Annotated in this window: 16 protein-coding genes; 10 read left to right on the top strand and 6 right to left on the bottom strand. The window is 55.3% G+C overall.

Going from position 1 to position 19,681, the window contains the following annotated elements; translation table 11 throughout:
• Nucleotides 1–2 precede the first annotated feature (2 nt).
• Together CFE47_RS11800 and CFE47_RS11795 are read right to left on the bottom strand one after the other, a co-directional pair.
• Nucleotides 3–815, bottom strand: coding sequence for a MipA/OmpV family protein (locus CFE47_RS11800; RefSeq protein WP_286837195.1), 813 nt, complete (start codon nt 813–815; stop codon nt 3–5).
• Nucleotides 812–2,293, bottom strand: a complete 1,482-nt coding sequence (locus CFE47_RS11795) for an efflux transporter outer membrane subunit (protein WP_286837193.1) — start codon at nt 2,291–2,293, stop codon at nt 812–814. Before CFE47_RS11795 ends, CFE47_RS11800 begins: the two co-directional genes overlap by 4 nt.
• A 97-nt stretch (nt 2,294–2,390) precedes the next feature.
• Between CFE47_RS11795 and CFE47_RS11790 the strand changes: the two genes are divergently transcribed.
• The 3 genes from CFE47_RS11790 to surE all read left to right on the top strand — a co-directional run bounded on the left by CFE47_RS11790 (nt 2,391) and on the right by surE (nt 5,160).
• A complete protein-coding gene (locus CFE47_RS11790; protein WP_286837192.1) occupies nt 2,391–3,080 on the top strand; it encodes a response regulator in 690 nt (229 codons plus the stop codon).
• A gap of 5 nt (nt 3,081–3,085) precedes the next feature.
• Nucleotides 3,086–4,261 (top strand): sensor histidine kinase, encoded by a 1,176-nt coding sequence (locus CFE47_RS11785; protein WP_286837190.1) that lies wholly within the window; start codon nt 3,086–3,088, stop codon nt 4,259–4,261.
• 104 nt (nt 4,262–4,365) lie between these two features.
• Nucleotides 4,366–5,160, top strand: a complete 795-nt coding sequence (gene surE, locus CFE47_RS11780; RefSeq protein WP_286837188.1) for a 5'/3'-nucleotidase SurE — start codon at nt 4,366–4,368, stop codon at nt 5,158–5,160.
• On the opposite strand, the gene CFE47_RS11775 is transcribed toward surE, so the two are convergent.
• The gene (locus CFE47_RS11775; RefSeq protein ID WP_286837187.1) at nt 5,136–5,567 is read right to left on the bottom strand and encodes a MarR family winged helix-turn-helix transcriptional regulator; all 432 of its coding nucleotides are present in this window, start codon (nt 5,565–5,567) and stop codon (nt 5,136–5,138) included. The genes surE and CFE47_RS11775 overlap by 25 nt on opposite strands.
• Nucleotides 5,568–6,291: 724 nt before the next feature.
• Between CFE47_RS11775 and CFE47_RS11770 the strand changes: the two genes are divergently transcribed.
• From CFE47_RS11770 to CFE47_RS11740, 7 genes are all read left to right on the top strand, one after another.
• Nucleotides 6,292–7,017 (top strand): hypothetical protein, encoded by a 726-nt coding sequence (locus tag CFE47_RS11770; protein WP_286837185.1) that lies wholly within the window; start codon nt 6,292–6,294, stop codon nt 7,015–7,017.
• Nucleotides 7,018–7,485: 468 nt separating this feature from the next.
• Nucleotides 7,486–8,886, top strand: coding sequence for a DUF1329 domain-containing protein (locus CFE47_RS11765; protein WP_286837184.1), 1,401 nt, complete (start codon nt 7,486–7,488; stop codon nt 8,884–8,886).
• A 121-nt stretch (nt 8,887–9,007) separates the two neighbouring features.
• A complete protein-coding gene (locus CFE47_RS11760; RefSeq protein WP_286837366.1) occupies nt 9,008–10,627 on the top strand; it encodes a DUF1302 domain-containing protein in 1,620 nt (539 codons plus the stop codon).
• A 59-nt stretch (nt 10,628–10,686) separates the two neighbouring features.
• Nucleotides 10,687–13,035 (top strand): efflux RND transporter permease subunit, encoded by a 2,349-nt coding sequence (locus CFE47_RS11755; RefSeq protein ID WP_286837364.1) that lies wholly within the window; start codon nt 10,687–10,689, stop codon nt 13,033–13,035.
• A 19-nt stretch (nt 13,036–13,054) separates the two neighbouring features.
• On the top strand, nt 13,055–14,035 hold the full coding sequence (locus tag CFE47_RS11750) for a WD40/YVTN/BNR-like repeat-containing protein (RefSeq protein WP_286837182.1): 981 nt from the start codon (nt 13,055–13,057) through the stop codon (nt 14,033–14,035).
• A gap of 94 nt (nt 14,036–14,129) precedes the next feature.
• Entirely contained in the window at nt 14,130–14,996 is an 867-nt protein-coding gene (locus CFE47_RS11745) for an alpha/beta fold hydrolase (RefSeq protein WP_286837180.1), read from the top strand.
• A 201-nt stretch (nt 14,997–15,197) separates the two neighbouring features.
• On the top strand, nt 15,198–16,607 hold the full coding sequence (locus CFE47_RS11740) for an MFS transporter (protein ID WP_286837179.1): 1,410 nt from the start codon (nt 15,198–15,200) through the stop codon (nt 16,605–16,607).
• A 76-nt stretch (nt 16,608–16,683) separates the two neighbouring features.
• Here CFE47_RS11740 and CFE47_RS11735 read toward each other — a convergent pair whose 3' ends face one another.
• From CFE47_RS11735 to CFE47_RS31680, 3 genes are all read right to left on the bottom strand, one after another.
• Nucleotides 16,684–18,051, bottom strand: a complete 1,368-nt coding sequence (locus CFE47_RS11735) for an NAD(P)/FAD-dependent oxidoreductase (RefSeq protein ID WP_286837177.1) — start codon at nt 18,049–18,051, stop codon at nt 16,684–16,686.
• Nucleotides 18,052–18,416: 365 nt separating this feature from the next.
• Nucleotides 18,417–18,518, bottom strand: a complete 102-nt coding sequence (locus CFE47_RS31685) for a hypothetical protein (protein ID WP_502695472.1) — start codon at nt 18,516–18,518, stop codon at nt 18,417–18,419.
• 55 nt (nt 18,519–18,573) lie between these two features.
• On the bottom strand, nt 18,574–18,681 hold the full coding sequence (locus CFE47_RS31680) for a hypothetical protein (protein ID WP_456021845.1): 108 nt from the start codon (nt 18,679–18,681) through the stop codon (nt 18,574–18,576).
• Nucleotides 18,682–19,681: the final 1,000 nt, after the last annotated feature.

Raw genomic sequence — 19,681 nt, 5'->3', positions numbered from 1 at the left:
TATCAGAAGGTGTAGTTGATGGCGAGCATGCCCAGGCCGGCGCGCTCACGCTTGACCAGCGGGCTGTCACCGGCCTGGTCGGCGTACTGGGTCAGCGTCAGGCTGGCCAGCGTCGACCAGTGCGCGTCCAGGCTGTGCTGCCAGTTCAAGGCGGCGGAGTAGGCATAGATCCCGGCATCGGCGTCGTATCGCCCGTAGAGTGAACGTTGGCTCTGTGCCTGGGTGACGCCGAAGAATGTCTGGTTGTAGCGGCCATCACCGGCATGGGCGTCGAGGTCCAGGGCCAGGGTGTCGCTGCCTGTGTGGAATAGAATGCCTTCCAGGCCGAATCGGTAGCGGTTGCCGCGGTGTTCGCCGGCCATGCGCAGTTCAGCTTCGCCACTGACCGACAGCCAGTCAAGCAGTTGCTGGCTGAGGGTGAAGTCGGCGACGGTGGCGCCGTTGACATCGCCCATGCCATTCAAGTCGCGGCCGCCCGGGCGGGTGGTGCTGTCTTTTTCCTTGCGGCCCAGGTCGTAGTTGATTGCTGCGCTGGCAGCAAAGCCGCTGCCGGATTGAAACTGCACACCGAGGCCACGGGTGGTGTCGGCAAACAATACGCCGCGCTGGATACTGAACATCGGCAGCACGAGCGCACGGTAGCGGTCAGAGCCCATGTAGCGAGGTGTGACGCCCATGCCGAGGCCCAGGGTGGCGGTGGTCTTGTCGGCCGCCGGACTGGCGTCGGCCGCCTGTGTCGGGGTCACAAGCGAGCACGACATCAAGGCGGCGGCGCCCCAGAGCACTGCACGGATAGGGGGAGTGGTCAAGTTCATGGTGAAACCCTTTCTGCGGAGGAAAACAGCGGTGCGCCGGACAGCGCGCGATACAGCGCCAGGCGGTTGAACAACAGTTGGTAGCTCGCCTTACGTAACTCGATGGCGGATTCAGTCAGGCGAATTGAAGCTGCCGGGTGGTCTGAGCGCGCAGCCGCGCCCACGGCAATCTGTTGGTCAAGACGCTTGGTCTTCAATGCGGTCAATGCCGCCAGATCAATTTGCGTGGTGGCATTGGCCAACGCTTGCTGACGTTGAGTCAACAGGTCGGCGATTTCGCGGAAGGCGTCCTGCACGGTCTTTTCGTATTGGGCGACGGCTGATTGTTGGCGAGCGGTAGCCAAGTCCAGGTTGGCCTGATTGCGGCCACCGTCGAACAGCGGCAGGTTCAGTTGTGGGGTGAACAACCAGGCGCCGCTGCCGGATGAAAACAGGCTGCTCAAGCGCGGGCTGGCGATGCCGGCACCGGTGCTCAAGGTGATCGAAGGGAAGAAAGCTGCACGGGCGGCACCGATGTGGGCATTCGCTGCGCGAAGGGTTTCCTCACATTGGCGCACATCGAAGCGCTGCAACAGCCGCTGGGACGGCAGATCGACCAGCCATGACGGAGGGTTGAGATCGATGACAGGGCTTTGTGCCGCCGCTGCCAAAGGGGCGACCTGATACCCGGTGACCCACGACAACGCCTGTTGTGCACGCGCCTGTTCAGCGCTCGCATCCTCAAGTTGCAGCGCGGAACGACGCACCTGCATGCGCTGAGTGTCAACCGTGTCCTTCGCCACGAGCCCTGCTTTTTGCTGGCCGTCGAGTACGCTAAGCAACTGGTTTTGGTTGTCGAGAATGGACTGAGTGTCGACCTTCACGCCGGCCTGCAAGCGTTCCTGCAAATACAGCCGCGCCACTTCAACGATCAGCGCCTTGCGCGCGGCCTGGGTACCGTAGCGCGTGGCCAGGTAGTCATGTTGTGCCGCTTCTGACAGGCTGCGCATCCGTCCGAAAAAATCCAGCTCAAAGTCCGAGATACCCACGGACGCCACCGCGATGTCCTGCCCATAGCGTTCGTCGGCGGCCTTGTCGTGCAAGTGCTGGCGGTTGCGTTGCAGCCCCAGGGCTATCGTGGGCAAGCGATCGGCACCGGACATACCGAACTGGGCGCGGGCTTGCTCGACACGCAGTAACGCCAGGCGCAGGTCGCGGTTGTAGTCCAAGGCTTGTTCAACCAGCGTCGGCAACTGCGCCGATGAGTCCAGGCCGGCCAGCAGCTGTTTTTCTTCCTCGGAAAGCGCTTCTACGCTGTTGATCGTGGAGGAGGGTACGCCCGTTACCCGTGTGCCTTGCAGGATGTCCGGCACTGGCAACGCGGGCGTCTGGTACATCGGCGCCAGTGAGCAGCCGCTTAGCATGCCTGCCAGTAGCAAAATGGCGCCGCTGCGTTCAGGCAGCTTGATAGGCTTGGACAGCGATGCAGTGGTCGGCATAGGATCGGTTCGCGAAAGTCGGGCGTAGGGCAATACTGGCAGCGGACTTTCAATAAACCGTTCGTGAATTATCAAGGTTTCATCAAGAGGCTTCTTTGTGTCAGGAAAACGTATCCTCATTGTCGAAGACGACGCCGACAGCGCTAATATTCTCGAAGCCTATCTGCGCCGGGATGGATTTGAGGTGGCCTTGGCCGAAGACGGTCAGCGTGGTCTGGACCTGTACAAAAGCTGGCAGCCTGACCTGATCCTGCTGGACGTGATGCTGCCGCGATTGAGCGGCACTGAGGTGCTAGCCGCCGTGCGTCGCAGCAGTGATACGCCAGTGATCATGGTCACGGCCATGGGGGACGAACCGGAAAAACTTGGCGCCTTGCGCTATGGCGCGGACGACTACGTGGTCAAGCCTTATAGCCCGCGTGAGGTGGTGGCGCGTGTGCATGCGGTGTTGCGGCGTACCGCAGGCAGCCAGGCGGTTGAACAACTGCTGCGCCATGACAACCTGCGCGTTGACCTCACCGCCTTCACGGCGACCATTGAACACAGCGATGCGCAACCGCAGTTGTTGGACCTGACGCCGACGGAGTTCAAGCTGCTGGTCACGTTGCTCAAGACACCGTCCAAGGCATTCACCCGTGATGAGCTGCTGGAAATCTGCCTGCCGGAAAGCGAAGCCCTGGCGCGGGTCGTTGACGCCCACGTGCACAACCTGCGACGTAAACTGGAAACCCATGGCATCGCCGGGGTACTGGTGACTGTACGCTCCATTGGCTATCGGTTCAGGTAAGCCGTATGTTTGAGACATCTCGGGTCAACGACAAACCTTTGTGGCGCTGGGTCGGCATGCGCATGAGCCTGTTGGCCATCGGCGCCGTGGTGGTGATAGCCCTTTGCATGTGGGTCAACTTCAGGCTGTCGGACCGATATTTTTTGCAGCATTTGCCGCCGGCGGCGCGTGAGGAGTTACTGCAATTGCGCGCCGAGCCGCAGCTCAACGAGACACGCCTGCGCCAGCTAGTTGCCGAATACTACCCAGTGGAGTTCTTCCAGCCGGACATCGCCAACCGCGACTGGCTGGTGCTGGCCTGTCTGGTGCTGGCGGCCATCCCGATCATCATCGTCTGTGGCTTGTGGTTTTCGCGACCCTTGTCTAGTCAGTTCTCGGCGATAGCCCAGGGTGCTCGACGGGTCGCCGGCGGCGATTTCTCCACGCGCCTGCCCAATCACCGGCACGCCCCCGACGAGTTGCAACGACTGATCAGCGACTTCAACAGCATGACCACGCAACTGGAGCGCTATGAGCGCGATGTACGCGAGTCCAGCGCGGTCATCGCCCACGAACTGCGCACGCCATTGAACGCCGCCATGGGCCGCGTGCAGGGCATGCTCGATGAGGTGTTCCCCAATGATGCCGCGCAGTTGGGCATGGTCAAGCGTCAACTTGATCAACTGCGAACACTGGTGGATGACCTTCACCTGTTGTCGATGGCCCGTGCCGGCCGGTTGGTGCTGGAGCGTACCGATTTTTCCCTGGCGGCCCTGGTCGCCGAGCGGCTTGCCTGGTTCCAGCCGCAATTGGATGAGGCCGGCGTGCAGACGCAGGTCAATATTGCAGAAGGGTTTCGTATCCATGCCGATCGCGATCGATTGGGCCAGGTGCTGAATATCCTGATAGATAACCTGCTGCGCTACGCCGCCGGGGGCGGCGAATTGAACATCATGGCGCGTCAAGTCGAAGACCGTGTGGTGATTGAGATCGGTGATCGAGGCCCAGGTATCGAAGCACAGCACCTGGATAGCGTGTTTGATCGCTTCTGGCGGGCGGAGCGTTCCAGGGCGCGTTACTCGGGGGGGAGCGGGTTGGGTCTATCCATCGCTCGTGCTATCTGCCAGGCCCATGGCGGCGCGATTACTGCCAGCAACCGCATCCAGGGTGGCACCCTGATCAGGGCGGAATTCCCGCTGTAGGCTTGGTCTTTATATCTATATGTAGATAGCTATTAAAATATAGTTAATAATGCCTGATACGGCGTTAATTCGAGCGCCTGGCGCTGTATTGACGGGGCACAGCCATGGCGAGCGGACAACATCGATTTGAACGAATCCTTCTTACCAACGACGATGGCATCGATGCCCCGGGGCTCAAGGTGTTGGAGCGTATCGCCAGCCAATTGGCGAATGAAGTGTGGGTCGTCGCACCGCTGCTTGACCAAAGCGGCACCTCTCATTCATTGAGCCTGCATGCTCCCCTGCGCCTGAGCTACCACGGAACACGCCGATTTGCGGTGACCGGAACGCCGGGGGATTGTATTGCCGTGGCGCTCGGGCATTTGCTCAATCACGACAAGCCTGACCTGGTTTTATCTGGCGTGAATCGCGGGGCGAATCTGGGGACGGAAACAGTGTTCTCGGGCACTGTCGGCGCTGCGATGACGGGGTTGCTGTTCGGCATCCCGTCCATTGCCCTGAGTCAGGGCTTTACTGATCGTACCGCTGTGCCCTGGGGAAACGCGCTCAACCATGGTGCGCGGGTGATTGAGCAATTGATGGCCCGTGAGTGGCCGCAGGACGTTTGCCTGAATGTTAACTTTCCGAGTTGCGCGCCCAGTGCCGTGCTGCCCCTGAAAATGACGCGCCAGGGCAGGGGGCGCCTGGAGGGGGTATCTGTGCATTCGGGAACAGATCCGCGCGGTCTGGAATACCATTGGCTTAAGTTGGAGAGGCACCAACGGATGGATGAGCCAGGGACGGAAACGGCTGAGCATCTCGCTGGGCATATCACTGCGACGCCTTTGCAGTTCGAGCGGACACACGTCACAGCAAGCAGGAAGCCGGTGCGCGTTCAGCGCTCTTCGGAGCGATCGTAGCTGCTGAGCTTGTCCATCAGCAGTCCTGCCGCTTCCAGTTGTTTACGTTCACTGGCCGTCAGGCAGGTATCTATCGCATCTGAAAGCCATTCATCGCGGCGCTGGCGGCTTGCTTGCAACACCGATCGGCCTTGCGATGACAGCCCGATCCAGGTACGTCGACGATCTTCAGTATCGCCGGTACGGGTAATCAAGTCTCGCGCCTCCAAGTCCTTCAACAAGGCGGCGAGGTTGGACGAACGTATATTTTCCGCTTCGGCAATTTTCGATGGCGTTGCCATGCCGTCCATTTGATCGATGGCGCTCATCACCAGCATCTGCGACCACGTCTCGGGATGATTCTGTGCCTCCTGGCGAAGACGCTTGTTCAAGCGCGTGAAGCGCGCGCGAAATAACGAGATATCCATGCAGCGGCACCTTGAAAAAAACTATGCAATTGTAGCTAAATTGGAGCGATGGGGGAGGAGAGGGTTGGGGAGAACTGGCGAAATAATCACTTCGTTGCGAATGACTGAGTTGCAATCTACTCACGAACCAGGCCAACGCCAAAGCCACACAGCTATATAGCTGGTCAGCAGAGAGGTATTCGCGGCGGAGCATGCAATCAATGCTCGCCCTATCGACGTCGCCACGACCCTGCCCGAAGTGTGGGGCGCACGTTTCTAACTGACATTTCCCAATGTCTCCTAATGCTTGTGTACTTTTTTAACGTGGAATTGAACCATGCCGTCAAGACGCCTCAACTTTTGCCCAGCGGCAAATGGTATTGTTCCGCCTTGTCCTGCTATCCGGATCCAGCAGAATTAGCGCATCTATGTAGCGGGGTTGCAACGGCTAACGCTGGTACATATTCAGTTCTTTTCCTAGGGTTTTGCCGGTATGGTTGATGAGCTCAAGATTGAGCTGCACCCTTGAGGTTCGCACGACTTTCTCCCGGTACGCATGCTAAGATCCTGCGGTTCAAGCACAATGCTGTGCAGTTGCATGGAGTGTCATTCGCCAGCAATGATTATAATAGTGTGCATATGAAGTCTGCTGTGCAAGTGGCGCCAGGGCGGCAGAACGGGTAAACGGAGGTCGTTTGTCTTCCAGTCTAATCTCGATATTTTCTCTATGAAGTGTAGGCCTAAAGTGAAGTCGAATGATAACGAGCCAGCTGAAGCGGATGTGGCGCTTGTAAGAGAAAAGTCGTCGCAGCGAAAAGGGCGCACGTCACAAATCGTGCGCTCGGCACGCGTTCCTACACAGGAGCGCAGTAAAAAACGCTATCAAGCCATATTGGAAGCGACCCTACATATACTTCAATGCACCGATATCGAAAACATCAGTTTGCACGACATTGGCAAGGTCGCTGGGCTTCCACCACCCTCTGTTCATTATCTATTCAACACAGTGACCTCCATATTCATTGTGTTGAATAAGAATTTTAATAGTTACTTGACGGAGTCTATCCTCGAGCATAGTCGAAATCAGGGCTTTGCCCATGTCAGAAGTTGGCAGGAGTTGACGTGGTCTGCAATGGCTATCGCCAGGGAGCAGTTGAACAACAACAGAGCGATGTCAGAAGTTATGCTCGGCCCGGTGATGCACCGTTTAATACGCCTTACCAACCTGGAGACGAATCGTTATCACGGCGCTGCGTCACTGGCGTTGCTTGATCAGTTTTTCGTTGTCCCGAACGCCCCCAAACTGGCTGATTACCTGATGTATGCTGCCGAGATAGCGGATGGGTTGTGGGCAGGTGCTTATGGCCGTTTCGGTACAATTGACGACGAGACGTTTGATGAGTCGGTAAGGGCCAGCATCGCCTACTTGCGTTGTTACTTTCCAGAGAGCATGCAGGTACGTGATGCGTAACACGTAACACCCATCACGTAACGGTATTACCCATCCTAAGTCCTGGGCTGCAGGGCATCGGGCTTCCATCGACTCCGCTGAGCATTCTTTTTTAAAAGCGTCCTGCGCGCTTGCGCCTGAAAGATTTTCCATCAGCATTCCTGCTACTCCATAGAGCAAGACCAAGTGATTCATGCACCAAACTGGTGAGCGTGGGTGTGCTTTTTTTGCCGAAGCATGGATATTTAGTCCTCTTTTCTAAAAAACTGTCTTTAGTCAGCACGAGATCTAGGTGTTTTGAGGTTCTGGCGAATATTTGTTCATAATGCGCGTGAATTCAGGCATGAAATCTGCTTTATGGCATTGTGGCTGCCGATAAAATTGACTAATGTCGGGTTTATAGGGGTCGATGTCGCTATTTCTACTGCCCTGCGAGCTGACTGAATCGTCGCTGAGGGTCTCAAGCCAGTCCGTATAGAGGATCTTGCCGTGGTAACAAAAAATTATAAGCACGCTTCCAAAAGCGCCCACGTTAAACGAGTTATCACCCCCTCCTTGGCCACCCTAACTCTGCTGTTGACGGTCTGCTGCTCGTCGCTGCAAGCCGCCGGGCTGACTCCTTCAGGCGCAGAGCAGTCGGGCACTGCAAGCGGTATCCCGGAATGGCATGCGCCCCAGCCGATGTTGCCTGGTTGGACCTACGGACAGCCTCGAAAAGATTTCTTTCAATACAAAACTGACACGCCATTATTTTCCATTGATGCGAGTAATGTGCAGAAATATGCGGCGCAATTGAATCCAGGGCAGGTGGCGCTTATAACGGGCGTTAAGGGTTATAGTATGCCTGTCTATCCTTCGCGGCGTACCTGCGGAGTACCGGATTTTGTGGCGCAAAACACTCAAAGGAATGTTGGGTTTTCAAAAGTCGATGATAAAAATAATTCATTGATTGATGCCCATTTGCCTGGTTTTCCTTTTCCAGAGCCTAAGACTGGCGCAGAGGTTTTGTGGAACTCAAAACTGCGGTATCGCGGTGTTGGTCTAGAGCAAAATAGCTTGATCGTTTCCGTTTCCCCACGCAAAGGAAGTTCGGATTGGATAAAGGTAACGGCCGATCAATATAACTATTATCCGTGGGGCTTAAGGGAAGGTACGACGTTTGCCGATGTAAATCGTGTGGAAGGCATGGCGTATTTCAGCTTTTTGCAACCTGCAGCCTTGGCGGGGCAGGCGGCAACATTTACGGGGGCTGCGGATAAACCTGCGGAAGCCTACTACTACTTTCCGGGACAACGGCGTACGCGCCGTATGCCTTCCTATTCTTATGACGCGCCGCAACTAGGCTATGAAAATCAATATAACATTGATGAGTCCTACGTTTTCGCGGGATTAATGGATCGATTTGATTGGAAGCTGGTAGGGAAGCAAGAGTTGATTGTTCCTTACAATGCACTGGGCATGTACGACTTCAAGGCGAAATATGAAGATGTTATGCAGCCGGATTTTATCGCGGCATCGCAACGTCGTTATGAACTTCACCGTGTCTGGGTGGTGGAGGCAACTGTTAAGACGGGTATGCGCCATTCCGCGCCTAAACGCCTATTTTATATTGATGAAGACAGCTGGGCATTGGTCGGTGCGGTTGACTATGACGCGCAGGGCAATATTTCAAAAGTTCGTGAAGGTCAAGTCATCCCGGTATACGAAACTGGTACGTGCGATTCTTATGCGTTCATTCAATACAACTTATCCAGTGGTCGCTACGTCGTGGATGGTTCGCCGCTTGCCAGCGGCAAAGATCTCAAATGGATCGTCGATGGCGCCGGCAACCCACATATGAAGATGAGTTTTTACAATCCCGAAAATCTTCGTGCAATGAGCGAACGTTAATAACAATAAGACGCTGGGGGGATTAGAAATGAAATGTTTTTCGATGCGCCGCGACACCGATTTCCGCAGGCCGCTGGGTGTCGCATTGGCGGCGGTATTTACCGTGACGGGCAACAGTGCGATCGCTTTTACGTTCTCAAATGACAGCGACACGATCAGGGGAAGCTTCGATTCGAATATCTCTGCGGGAACGGGCATCCGGACTCAGTCACCCAGCAGCACCTTGGTGTCACCGACTTACAATGCCTCCACCGGTGCGCAATCGGGCGGTGGAAAGCTGGGTCAAATCAGTGGTCTGAGTGATCAAGGTGATATTAATTACGATAAGGGTGATCCGTTCACCACTTACCTCAAAGGCAATCATGAGCTGCTGTTGAAAATGCCGGCCCAAGGCTTGGCGTTTATGGCGCGTGCCTCCTGGCTGCGCGATTTTTCCGCCACTGAAACCACGGGAAACCTCAGCGGCCAGGACGCGTTCAATGCCACTGCGCCGGTCATCAATAATGGCCTGGCTTCAAGCGCGCGCGATGACATGCGGTTCAGGGTTCAATTGCTCGATTTGTGGGTGAGCAAGACATTTGACATCGCCGACCAGCAAGCCCGACTCAGGGTGGGCAATCAAGTCGTCAGTTGGGGCGAAAATATCTACGAGGTGGGTGGTATAAACGCCACCAACGCCATCGACGTTAACCGCGCATCGCAACCCGGCGCCCAGGTCAAGGAGTACGTACTGCCGGCGCCTATTGTGAGCTTTGCCACGGGGATCGGAGGTGGGTTCAACGCCGAGGTCTATATACAAACCAAGTGGAATGAGAGTTATCTGCCACCAACGGGCAGTTACTGGTCAACGTCGATTGTAGGTAAGGGGAGTCGTGCCTATGGCGTGGAAACTAAGGATGCTCGAGACGGCGGTCAATACGGAGTCGCGTTGCGTTATAAACCTGAAGGTACCGATCTGAATTTGGGGTTATATGCAATCACTTACCATGACAAGCTTCCGCAAACCACGCTTGATGCGAATGGATTAACAGTCTATCGATTTCCCGAAGATCGTCATATGTATGGTGTCAGTGCCAACTTTCCCGTAGGTGATTGGGCTATCGGCACAGAGCTGTCATATCGCCCCCGGGATGCCGTTCCTCTGAATCCTGCCAGTGGTTGCGTGGCCCAAGGAGGGCAATGCTGGGTCGATGAGAAGAAGTTTCAATGGCACCTCACGTCAATTTTCGCACTACAACCTTCCAACGCTGGCAGCGTATTGAATTTTCTCGGCGCGGACTCTGCGACATTAACTACTGAAACAGTAGTCATTAACTACCCGGGCTTGCATGACAACTATGGCGGCTCGCCTATCGCGCCCGGGGGATTGCTGTGGGGCAACCAGAAAAACGATTTGATTCAGACGGGGGCGCTCAATAGTCCTGGCGATGCGAAGGGCACGAAGTATTCAGGAGGGATCGATGTCGATTTCAACTGGGTCTATGACGGCTCGCTGATCAGCGGATGGCAGGTCATTCCCGGCATGTACGTGCGCCGTGGAATGTTCGGTTACACGCCCAATATCAATCAGCAGTTCATGGCCGGGGTGACCTCGGTCAACATGTATGTGAACTTCGTGCAAAACCCGGCAAATTGGCAAGTCGGGCTCAATTACACCTCGTTCTTCGGACCTTCCGATGCTTTGACGAATCCGTTGCGTGATCGTGACTTTATCGGTCTGAACGTTTCGCGTAACTTCTGAGGTCGCCCATGAAAGTCCCGTCTGAAATCGAACCGACACGCGCGGGCGTGTTGGTTCGGATGTTGAAGCTGCTAGAGAATGGGTTGTTCGGCCATCGGCGCGCAGTGCTTGGGCTATTGATCCTGTTCACGCTGGTGATGGCTTTCTTCGCCGTCCAGCTCAGGATGGATGCGGGTTTTGAAAAGCAACTTCCAATAGGGCATGAGTACGTCGCGACGTTCAAGCAATATCGCGCCGATCTTTTAGGAGCCAATCGTCTGACGGTGGTCGTCAAGGCCAGGCATGGGAAGATTTGGACGCCGCAGGGCTTGAGAAAGTTGTACGACGTAACCCAAGCCCTCACGTTCCAGTCCAATGTCGCAAGTGGTTCCGTGCAGTCGCTGTGGACGCCGAATACCTTTGTGACAGAGATTACCGAGGACGGTTTCAGGGCGGAGCCGATCATCCCGGGCACCATCACGCCGGAGAACTTGACCGCCGACAGCATAGGTGCCATCTCACAGTCGGTAATGCAGGGTGGTTTTATTGGCAGTCTGGTCGCGCGGGATCAAACCAGCGCGATGATTACTGCCGACTTGGATGAAATCAATGCCCAGGGCCAGCACATTGACTATGTGGCATTCGACCGTGGGATTGAGGCGAACATCCGCTCCAAGTTCGAAGACGATGATTACGAGATACAGATAATCGGGTTCGCCAAGCAGATTGGAGATATTTCCGAAGGCGCTGCTTCTGTGCTGCATTTCTGTGTGATTGCGTTGATCCTGACTGGCCTGGCGGTGTACTGGTATTGCCGTTCACTCAAGCTCACGCTTTTACCCCTGGCCTGCTCGCTGGTGTCGCTGGTCTGGCAATTCGGCACGTTGCACTTGCTGGGTTTCGGGCTGGATCCGTTAGGTGTGCTGGTGCCTTTTCTCGTGTTTGCCATTGGGGTTTCGCACGGGGTGCAGCAGTTGAATTTTATCGTGCGGGAGTTGGCGCGCGGCAAGAGTATGGACGCTGCCGCGCGATCCAGTTTCAGCGGTTTGTTCATACCAGGATCATTGGCCCTAATCACTGCGTTTGTTTCGTTTGTAACGCTGATCCTAATGCCAATTCCTATGGTCCGGGAGCTTGCTATCACGGCGGCGCTGGGGGTGGCGTTCAAAATAGTCACCAACTTGATCATGCTCCCGCTGGCGGCCTCTATGTTACGGATGGGGCAGGGCTACGCTAAAGGCGTGGAGTTGAAAGCCGCACAACGATCACGTTGGTTAAGGTCGCTGGCGCGGGTCGCCGAGCCGCGCAACGCAGCCTTGGTACTTTGCGTGGCATTGCTTGTCTCGATCACAGCGATCTGGCAGAGCCGGGATCGCGTGGTGGGAACGCTGCAGGCAGGGGCACCCGAGCTACGTCCGGACGCCAGGTTCAATAAAGACGCGGTGTCGATTGCCTCTAGTTATGATCTTGGGCTCGACTGGTTGACTGTGGTGTTCGAAGCGCCGCCTGGATCCTGTGATAAGCCTCAGATCGGCGCTTATCAGGATCGTTTCGACTTCGCCATTCAGCCGGTTGAAGGCGTCATGTCGATTCTCTCGTTTGCGTCGCTGATACGTCAGTATAACGAAGGCTATAACGAGGGAAATCCGAAGATGTCCGTAGTCCCGATTGACTCGGCCAACTACGCAGCTCTTGGCGTTGAGATCGGCCGGCTACCGGGCATCATGCGCAAGGATTGCAGCATGACGGCCGTGCACATTTATCTGGCGGATCATAAGGCAACCACTATCAACCGCGTGATTGAAGCGGTGAAGGCATTTCGGGCCAATGAGAAGCTGCCGGGCGTGACCATTCGCCTGGCATCGGGAAATGCCGGTGTGCTGGCTGCGGTGAACGAGGAAATCGAGCACAGCGAATTTCCGATGATGCTTTACGTATACACCACGATAATTCTCCTGGTGTTTTTGACCTATCGAGACCTGCGCGCGGTCCTTGCGTGTTGCTTGCCCTTAACCATCGGCACCTTCATTGGTTACTGGTTCATGAAGGAGCTGCAGATCGGGCTCACAGTGGCGACACTGCCGGTCATGGTGCTTGCCGTAGGCATAGGAGTGGATTACGCCTTCTATATCTACAACCGCCTGCAGCTTCATATGGCTAACGGTATTTCTATCGTCAAAGCCCTGGAGCATTCGATTCTGGAAGTGGGGATGGCCACGATCTTCACCGCGATCACCCTCGCGGTCGGTGTGGCGACTTGGTCGTTTTCAGAGCTCAAATTTCAAGCCGATATGGGGAAATTGCTCGCGTTCATGTTCCTGGTGAACATGATTATGGCCATGACTGTACTTCCCGCGTTTGCGGTGTGGCTGGAGCGGTGGTTTCCACGAAAGCGTCCCGTCCGTGCGCCTGGTCTTCTCTCGCATTGAATCCGGAGTAGCAGCGTTCATGAAAGCATTATTGAGGTATTTACTCTGCGCGCTCGCCGCGGCTGGCGTAGGGCTGCAGGTTGCCTTTGTCGTCGCGGCCGAATCTGTGGGGCCACTTCAACCATCACCCGCTACGCATTCGAGTCAGGCTCTGCGCTCGCCCATTCTGGCGGCCGCATGGGCAGGATCGCGTGCGGTCGCCGTGGGCGCGGATGGTGTTGTTTTACTCTCGGACGATCAGGCCCGCTCTTTTCGTCAGGCGGATAATGTGCCGGTGAGCTCCACCTTGACCGGCGTGAGTTTTGTCGACGCCAACCATGGGTGGGCTGTCGGCCACTGGGGGGCCATTCTGGCCACCGTTGATGGTGGACGGCGCTGGCAAGTCCAGCGGCTAGCCACGGAGGAGGACCGGCCTCTGTTTGCGGTGCATTTCTTTGATGCACGGCACGGCGTCGCGGTGGGTTTGTGGTCGCTCGTACTGGTGACTCAGGACGGTGGAAAGACCTGGGTTGAACAGGCGGTCAATTCCGAATTGAAAGACCTTGCAGACCTTAATCTGACTAGTCTGTTCGCGGATAAAAGCGGCGGTGTTTATGTTACTGCTGAACAAGGGCGAGTGTTGTATTCCGCCGACAGGGGGAATACATGGCGTTACTTGAGCACTGGATATGCGGGTTCGCTGTGGTGCGGGCTTTCACTCGATAACCAGACGCTGCTAGTGGGCGGGCAGCGTGGGACGCTGCTGCGCAGTGAAGACGCCGGGCAGACATGGACGCGTATAAACCTCGATACCACGCGCTCAATAACCTCCATTGCCAGTGATGGCGTTGATGTCCTTCTGGTGGGACTGGACGGCCTGCAAAGACGCAGTCGCGACGGTGGACGAACGTTCATCACGGCCCCGAATGATGTTTACGAGTCACTGACTGCCGCGCTGCCGACGCCAGCAGGCAAATGGGCGTTGTTCTCACGTCACGGGCTTATACATGAGCCTGAATAGTAAATGCCATAAACGTGTCGTGAGCCGTAAAACGGCCGACAGCGGTCTTGCAATCAATCAACCGTTAAAAAACTGACAACACCGGAGTTAAATCATGTCTGAGCGTTATGAGGAAGGTCGTTTCGTGTCGTCGAACGGAGCACAGTTGTTCTATCGGGACTTTGGGCCGGTTGAGGGGGCAGTAACGGTACCGCTTTTGTGCTTGCACGGTTTCCTGCGCTCCTCCAGGGACTTCTCCGAGTTAGGCCGTATCCTTTCGGGCCAGGGTATTCGGGTAATCGTGCCCGATTTGCGCGGTCGCGGGCTGTCGGCGACATTCGCTTCGGCGGCCGACTACCACTACGACCTCATCAAGCAGGATGTCTGGGATCTACTTGACCACCTGGGTATCGACAACGTCGCGGTGCTCGGCATTGCACTTGGCGCGCTGTTGGCAATGGACATGGCTGTTGAAAACCCTGCGCGCATCAAGGGAGTGGTATTGAACGACCAGGGCACGGAAATCAACCAAAGCGCCAGCAACAAGATGTCCGGCAACTTCGACACCCACGCCTATTCGTTCGACGAAGCTGTCAGCCGCATGAAGCTACACTTTGGCGACAGCTATCCAGGGCTCACGCACGCGCGTTGGGAAGATTTGACTCTGCGCGCCTACCGTGAAATCGAGCCTGGTAAATTCGCACGCGATGTTGACCCGCTTTCCCTTGCTGATGTCCCGCGTCTCAAGGCCGAACGTCCGGACAACTGGCCGCAGTATCGGGCTACGCGCGACGTGCCGACGACCATACTGAGAGGAGAACTATCCGAATATTTTACCGCTGATTGTGCTGAGCGGATGCTGGCTGAGCATCCCAAGGCCACACTGACAACCGTCAAAGGGCGTGGTCATCCACCTCTCATGGATGAGCCTGAAGCCTTGGCGGCGATTAAAGCGTTATTGGAGCGCGCTTCATCGCGTTAACCAGGTACCGACGCTGACCGGGCGACCGGCAGCGGCCTGCCAGGGACGCTACATTCGTCAGGATGACACGGCGATAATTCATCGATTACGAAGTATGTAATCGGGGGATACGATAGGGGGGGATCGTCCAGATTCGTGCCTGGGCGATAGCTTCAGTCGCGCCGAGTCGTTCAGTGATTACTTCTGCGGAGCGTTAATAAAATGAAAAAAAAGACCAAGCCCTCGCGTCCCGTCAATTATATTTTTTACACTCTCGGCGATTTATCCAGCGGTATTTATGCCGTCGCGCCGGGCATACTTCTGATGTTCTACATGACCAATATACTGGGCATTTCCGTGGGCATTGCAACCGCCGCCACGGTCCTACCCAAACTGGTTGACCTGCTCGTGAGCCCGCTGGTCGGTGGCATGTCAGATCGGACTTACACACGCTTGGGGCGCCGCCGCCCATACATTTTATTTGCCGCTTTTGCTCTATTGCCGACGTTCTTTCTGATCTGGGCGGCTCCCGCCAGTTCGCCGCTGGTTTCGGCTATCTTTGTGGCTCTAATGTTCAGTCTGTGTTCGTTTTGCTTTGCAGCGTTTCTAGTCCCTTATTGCGCGCTCAATTCCGAGATTGCCGCGACCTACCAGGAGGGCACTGCGCTGACCTCTTATAGAGGCGTGTATTCAATGTTGGGCTGCCTATTGGCTGGCGCCGGGGCGCCGTTGATCGTTGAGCTGTACGGCGGTGGGAAAGCCGGTTATCTGGCGATGGGCGCAGTCATGGGCGCCATCATGTCCATTAGTATTTTGATTACCTTTTTTGCGTCGAAAGAGCCCGTTCGCAAGGTTGCGACAGAGAAAATCAATACGTCGCAGCTATGGTTTGCGCTGATCCATAACCGCCCGTTCCTGATCTTGTGTGCGGTTTGGCTGCTGCACATGCTGGGTGCCGGCGTGGTGACGGCTGCTCTGGCTTACTATGTGACGTATGTGTTGAAGCAGGGTGTGGAGTTTCTTTCGCTAGTGTTCTTTCTCTCATTTGGCTCGTCGGTGCTGGCCATACCTCTGTTTCTCTATTTGGGCAAACGGGTGAGCAAATATGGCGCGTTCTCCATCGCACTCCTCGTGTCCACCATTGCCGGATGCGGGTACCTTTTACTCGATTCTTCAACTCCGGTGGCTATCGTATTAACGGTGGTGGTACTTGCGGGGATGAGTGAAGGAGGCAACCAGGTCTTTTCCTACTCTATGCTGACCGACTGCATCAGGCAGGGAGATAGTCGGATTGACAAGCAGCCTCCCGAGGCGCTTTTGAGTGGTGTATTCATCGCGACAGAGCGCCTGGGCTTAACGCTTGGGGCCTTGGTCACCGGCGGGCTATTGGCGTCCGCTGGCTTGATCGAGACCCAGGAAGGCATCACTCAACAGCCGGACTCGGCAGTGTTGGCCATTACCTTGGCCGCTTCGTTGATACCGGCGGGCTTGAATGCGCTGTCACTGATCATGTTATCGTTTTACCGAGCATTTGACCGGCGTGTCGCCGCGAGCGCTGTGGAGGGTGAGTCTGGGGTAGAAGAGTTTATAGCCGATATTGCAAATTGTTCCGCTTCGCGAACCGCAGCTTGATACATGTGGGCCCACCTCAATCCGGGTGGGCCGCAGCATGGATGTGTAAAGCACTTTGTACTGATGATCGTTAGGATTACTCGGGCTCGAACGACATTCCCAGTTTTGAGGCTTTTCTTCTTACGCCGTAACGTAGAACGGAAGAGACGCTTTGAACAATCAATGGTGTTATCGAGCGTAGAGGCCAATAGGACTTGTCGCGACGGACGAGCCAGGCCCGTGTATCCGTGCTGTGCAGATCTAACGCCAGGTCTGCCAGTGTCTGTCCATTGCGTGCGCCTAGTGGCATCCCGTGCCCCCAGCAGCCGTTGGCATACGATATTCTCGGGTCAGCAAGCACGCCTATGTGGGGAATATAATCCCGGGTAACCGAGATAGGCCCTCCCCAACTTTGCGCCGTAGGCACGCCAGCTAGGTTCGGGAAGAACGCAGCCAGCTGTTTCGGGCCGTTGTTCATAAAACCTGTACTGATTTCCGGCGACATTTCATTGCCGGAGGGCGCATGAGTGTAGTATCCACCCACGTACAAAAGACGGCCGTCCGCGGTGGGGGCGAACGAATAAAACAGGTCTGACAGCACATTAACGCCGCAGCGTCTTGCCCATCCCAATTGTTGCCACTGACTTGCCGATAACGGCGCCGTCACGTTCGCATACACCATGATGGGCGTTTGGTTACGTTCAAATGCAACATCCTTGAGCCCCTTCAAAAGATGCGAGTAGGCATTGGTCGCAATAACCAACTTATTGCAACGAACGACGCCGCACCCCGTACGCAAGGTGATGTGCGAGGCGTTGCGCTCAATACTCGCGACTGGACTGTGCTCAAAAATATTGACGCCCAGCTTCATGGCGACCTGTTTCAAGCCTCGAATAAATTTTAAAGGATTAAATTGCCCACCACGCCGATCAAATATCGCTGAACCAAAGTACGCGCTGGTAAACGCAGCGGCAATATCACGCTCTGAAATCGATTCAAGAAACTGGTCTTGATAAATGCTCTGGCTGAACTTCATGTAACTGTTCAGGTTTTCATTGCCCTCGGATTTAAGCCCCATCAACAAATAACCGCTGGGATTAAGATCACAAGCAATGTTGTGCTCGCGCGTCATGGTTTTGATGAGGTCAATACCCTCATGAACGTAAGTGTGGAGCTCGCGGAGCTTATCCGCGCCATAGCGTTTCAGCTGTGCTCGAAAATCGTTATCGCCAACGGATACGATCATTTGGCCGGCGTTGCGGCCGCTAGCGCCGTAGCCGATGACTTGCCCCTCCAATAACGCGACTGAGACGTGCGGATTTTTTTTACGCAGGTGATAAGCAGTTGAGAGTCCGGTTACGCCACCGCCGATTATACAGATATCGACCGTTTCACAGGTGTTCAGCACCTCGTTGGGCATATAAGGTTCTGCTGAGTTAAACCAATAAGATAGATTGTCATGCATGGTCTTGGCGTCCCGAGTCACAAATTAATATTTTTATATCGGCACTTTCATTGTCGCTTGGCGGCGCGTTCGACAAATGCCTGATATTCATCTTCCGGTATATAAAGACTCCGGTTATTCGCACCGCATGACGGGTGTGCTAGCACCAATCAGCAAGATCATGATGTGCGAGGTAAGGCTGTCCTTGTGCGGGCGCCCACAGATTGAGCAAGCCATGATTGCGGAGAGGATCAGGGATTTTGTGTGCCAATGTCGGCTTGCTGTCGTGGTTTCTCTTAATCGTGTAGCGCGCCCTCTTCATGGACGTTATAAACCAGCGAGCCGTGGACGAACGTTGACTGTTGCGAGGGAGGTAAACCGCGCTCCTAGACATTGACGGCAATTCCGGCGCGGGTGTGGGTGTGGGTGTGGGTGTGTAAGACGCATTGAGCGTCTTCCCTAGCGACGTGAATAGCGCTATGGATCATAAAACCTGCTCGATTCACTTCAAATGGCGAATGGCCTAACTTATTGCGTCTTGATCTATCGTATCAATGGGGGCACGGTGGTTTTCTCGAACATTAGTCCATAGGGATTTATCAGAAACTCGTGGTCGGTGCCTGGGAGGCTGGCACTGATGTGGTTGAGCACGAGATCTGTCCAGCCATAGAGCGCCACGGGCCGGTAACAGGCTGCAAGATCGCAACGCGGCTCTCACTCTTCGGGGCTTACGCTGTTTTTGATTGATTGAATTTGCATTTGAACATTCCTGGCATGAGGTTGGTTGCGGATGCTCTTGGTCAAGCACACCATCCGCCAATGTCTCACTGGTTGGCATCACTGAGTACTTTCTAAGGTGATTAAAAGCAATTTGGTAGCGGCTTGCTGTCAAGGCGTGCAGTGTTGAAGCCGCCTGCAACGATGCTGAGATTTGCTCTGTAGAGGGAGGCGTCAGTCCATGCAGCTACGTCCAAGTTTGACCAGCCTACGAAGCAAGTCATTTCATGAAAAGGGCGTTTCTTTCCCTAGCCGAAGAGAAAAAACTCGCGCCGGAAACATTCCAGCATCGGTTAGGAAGCCTGATCAATTCGCCGTTATTCGCGCTGTTCGCTAGCAACTTAGCGCGGTGGGTCGCGCGCGCATTGTAATAGCGAAAAAACGCCATTTTCGCCAGCGGGCCTGGGATGACTACCGAAGCCCTGTTGGTCCGCGAATTCCGTGAGTGACGATAGGGCTTCGTTGAGTTGCTGGGCCTGCTCAATTTGCAAATCACCCATAAACGCGAGGTCCGCGCTGTTATCGCAGTTGGTTTGCGGGCTTCGGTACGTATGCGCCATGTGCTTCGGGTCACGCGTAATAGAAAACTACGTTCCCTCAGTGTGTTGCGGTGCGCCACCGCGCTGTGGATGTCCTCTGTCGCATATGTGATGACTCTCACCGCCCCGATTTTGTACACCATTACTAACTCCTGCACATTTCTTAAATACAGGTGTTAGTCAGTTTTTACCAGATTGCGATTAGCTGAGCAAGCGTAGCGACAAAACGCAATATTATGAGTTTTTCGGCGCAGTTGCTAGCTATTGCTGATGTTTTTCTGCGTTGTGTTACAGTTTTGTATGGGTGGGTTAGGGGTTGTTCAAGGCAAAATATC

Source organism: Pseudomonas sp. PGPPP1, assembly GCF_002255865.1.
Classification (GTDB): domain Bacteria; phylum Pseudomonadota; class Gammaproteobacteria; order Pseudomonadales; family Pseudomonadaceae; genus Aquipseudomonas; species Aquipseudomonas cremoris.
The sequence above is the reverse complement of the archived record's forward strand: the minus strand, read 5'-3'. Positions and strand labels throughout refer to the sequence as shown.

What these genes read in the sequence shown, in the direction of transcription:
- CFE47_RS11755 (WP_286837364.1), top strand. Translation starts at nt 10,687, where the DNA reads ATGTTGAAGCTGCTAGAGAATGGGTTGTTCGGCCATCGGCGCGCAGTG.
- surE (WP_286837188.1), top strand. Translation starts at nt 4,366, where the DNA reads ATGGCGAGCGGACAACATCGATTTGAACGAATCCTTCTTACCAACGAC.
- CFE47_RS11740 (WP_286837179.1), top strand. Translation starts at nt 15,198, where the DNA reads ATGAAAAAAAAGACCAAGCCCTCGCGTCCCGTCAATTATATTTTTTAC.
- CFE47_RS11750 (WP_286837182.1), top strand. Translation starts at nt 13,055, where the DNA reads ATGAAAGCATTATTGAGGTATTTACTCTGCGCGCTCGCCGCGGCTGGC.
- CFE47_RS11735 (WP_286837177.1), bottom strand. Translation starts at nt 18,051, where the DNA reads ATGCATGACAATCTATCTTATTGGTTTAACTCAGCAGAACCTTATATG.
- CFE47_RS31685 (WP_502695472.1), bottom strand. Translation starts at nt 18,518, where the DNA reads ATGATCCATAGCGCTATTCACGTCGCTAGGGAAGACGCTCAATGCGTC.
- CFE47_RS11745 (WP_286837180.1), top strand. Translation starts at nt 14,130, where the DNA reads ATGTCTGAGCGTTATGAGGAAGGTCGTTTCGTGTCGTCGAACGGAGCA.
- CFE47_RS11795 (WP_286837193.1), bottom strand. Translation starts at nt 2,293, where the DNA reads ATGCCGACCACTGCATCGCTGTCCAAGCCTATCAAGCTGCCTGAACGC.
- CFE47_RS11775 (WP_286837187.1), bottom strand. Translation starts at nt 5,567, where the DNA reads ATGGATATCTCGTTATTTCGCGCGCGCTTCACGCGCTTGAACAAGCGT.
- CFE47_RS11785 (WP_286837190.1), top strand. Translation starts at nt 3,086, where the DNA reads ATGTTTGAGACATCTCGGGTCAACGACAAACCTTTGTGGCGCTGGGTC.
- CFE47_RS11800 (WP_286837195.1), bottom strand. Translation starts at nt 815, where the DNA reads ATGAACTTGACCACTCCCCCTATCCGTGCAGTGCTCTGGGGCGCCGCC.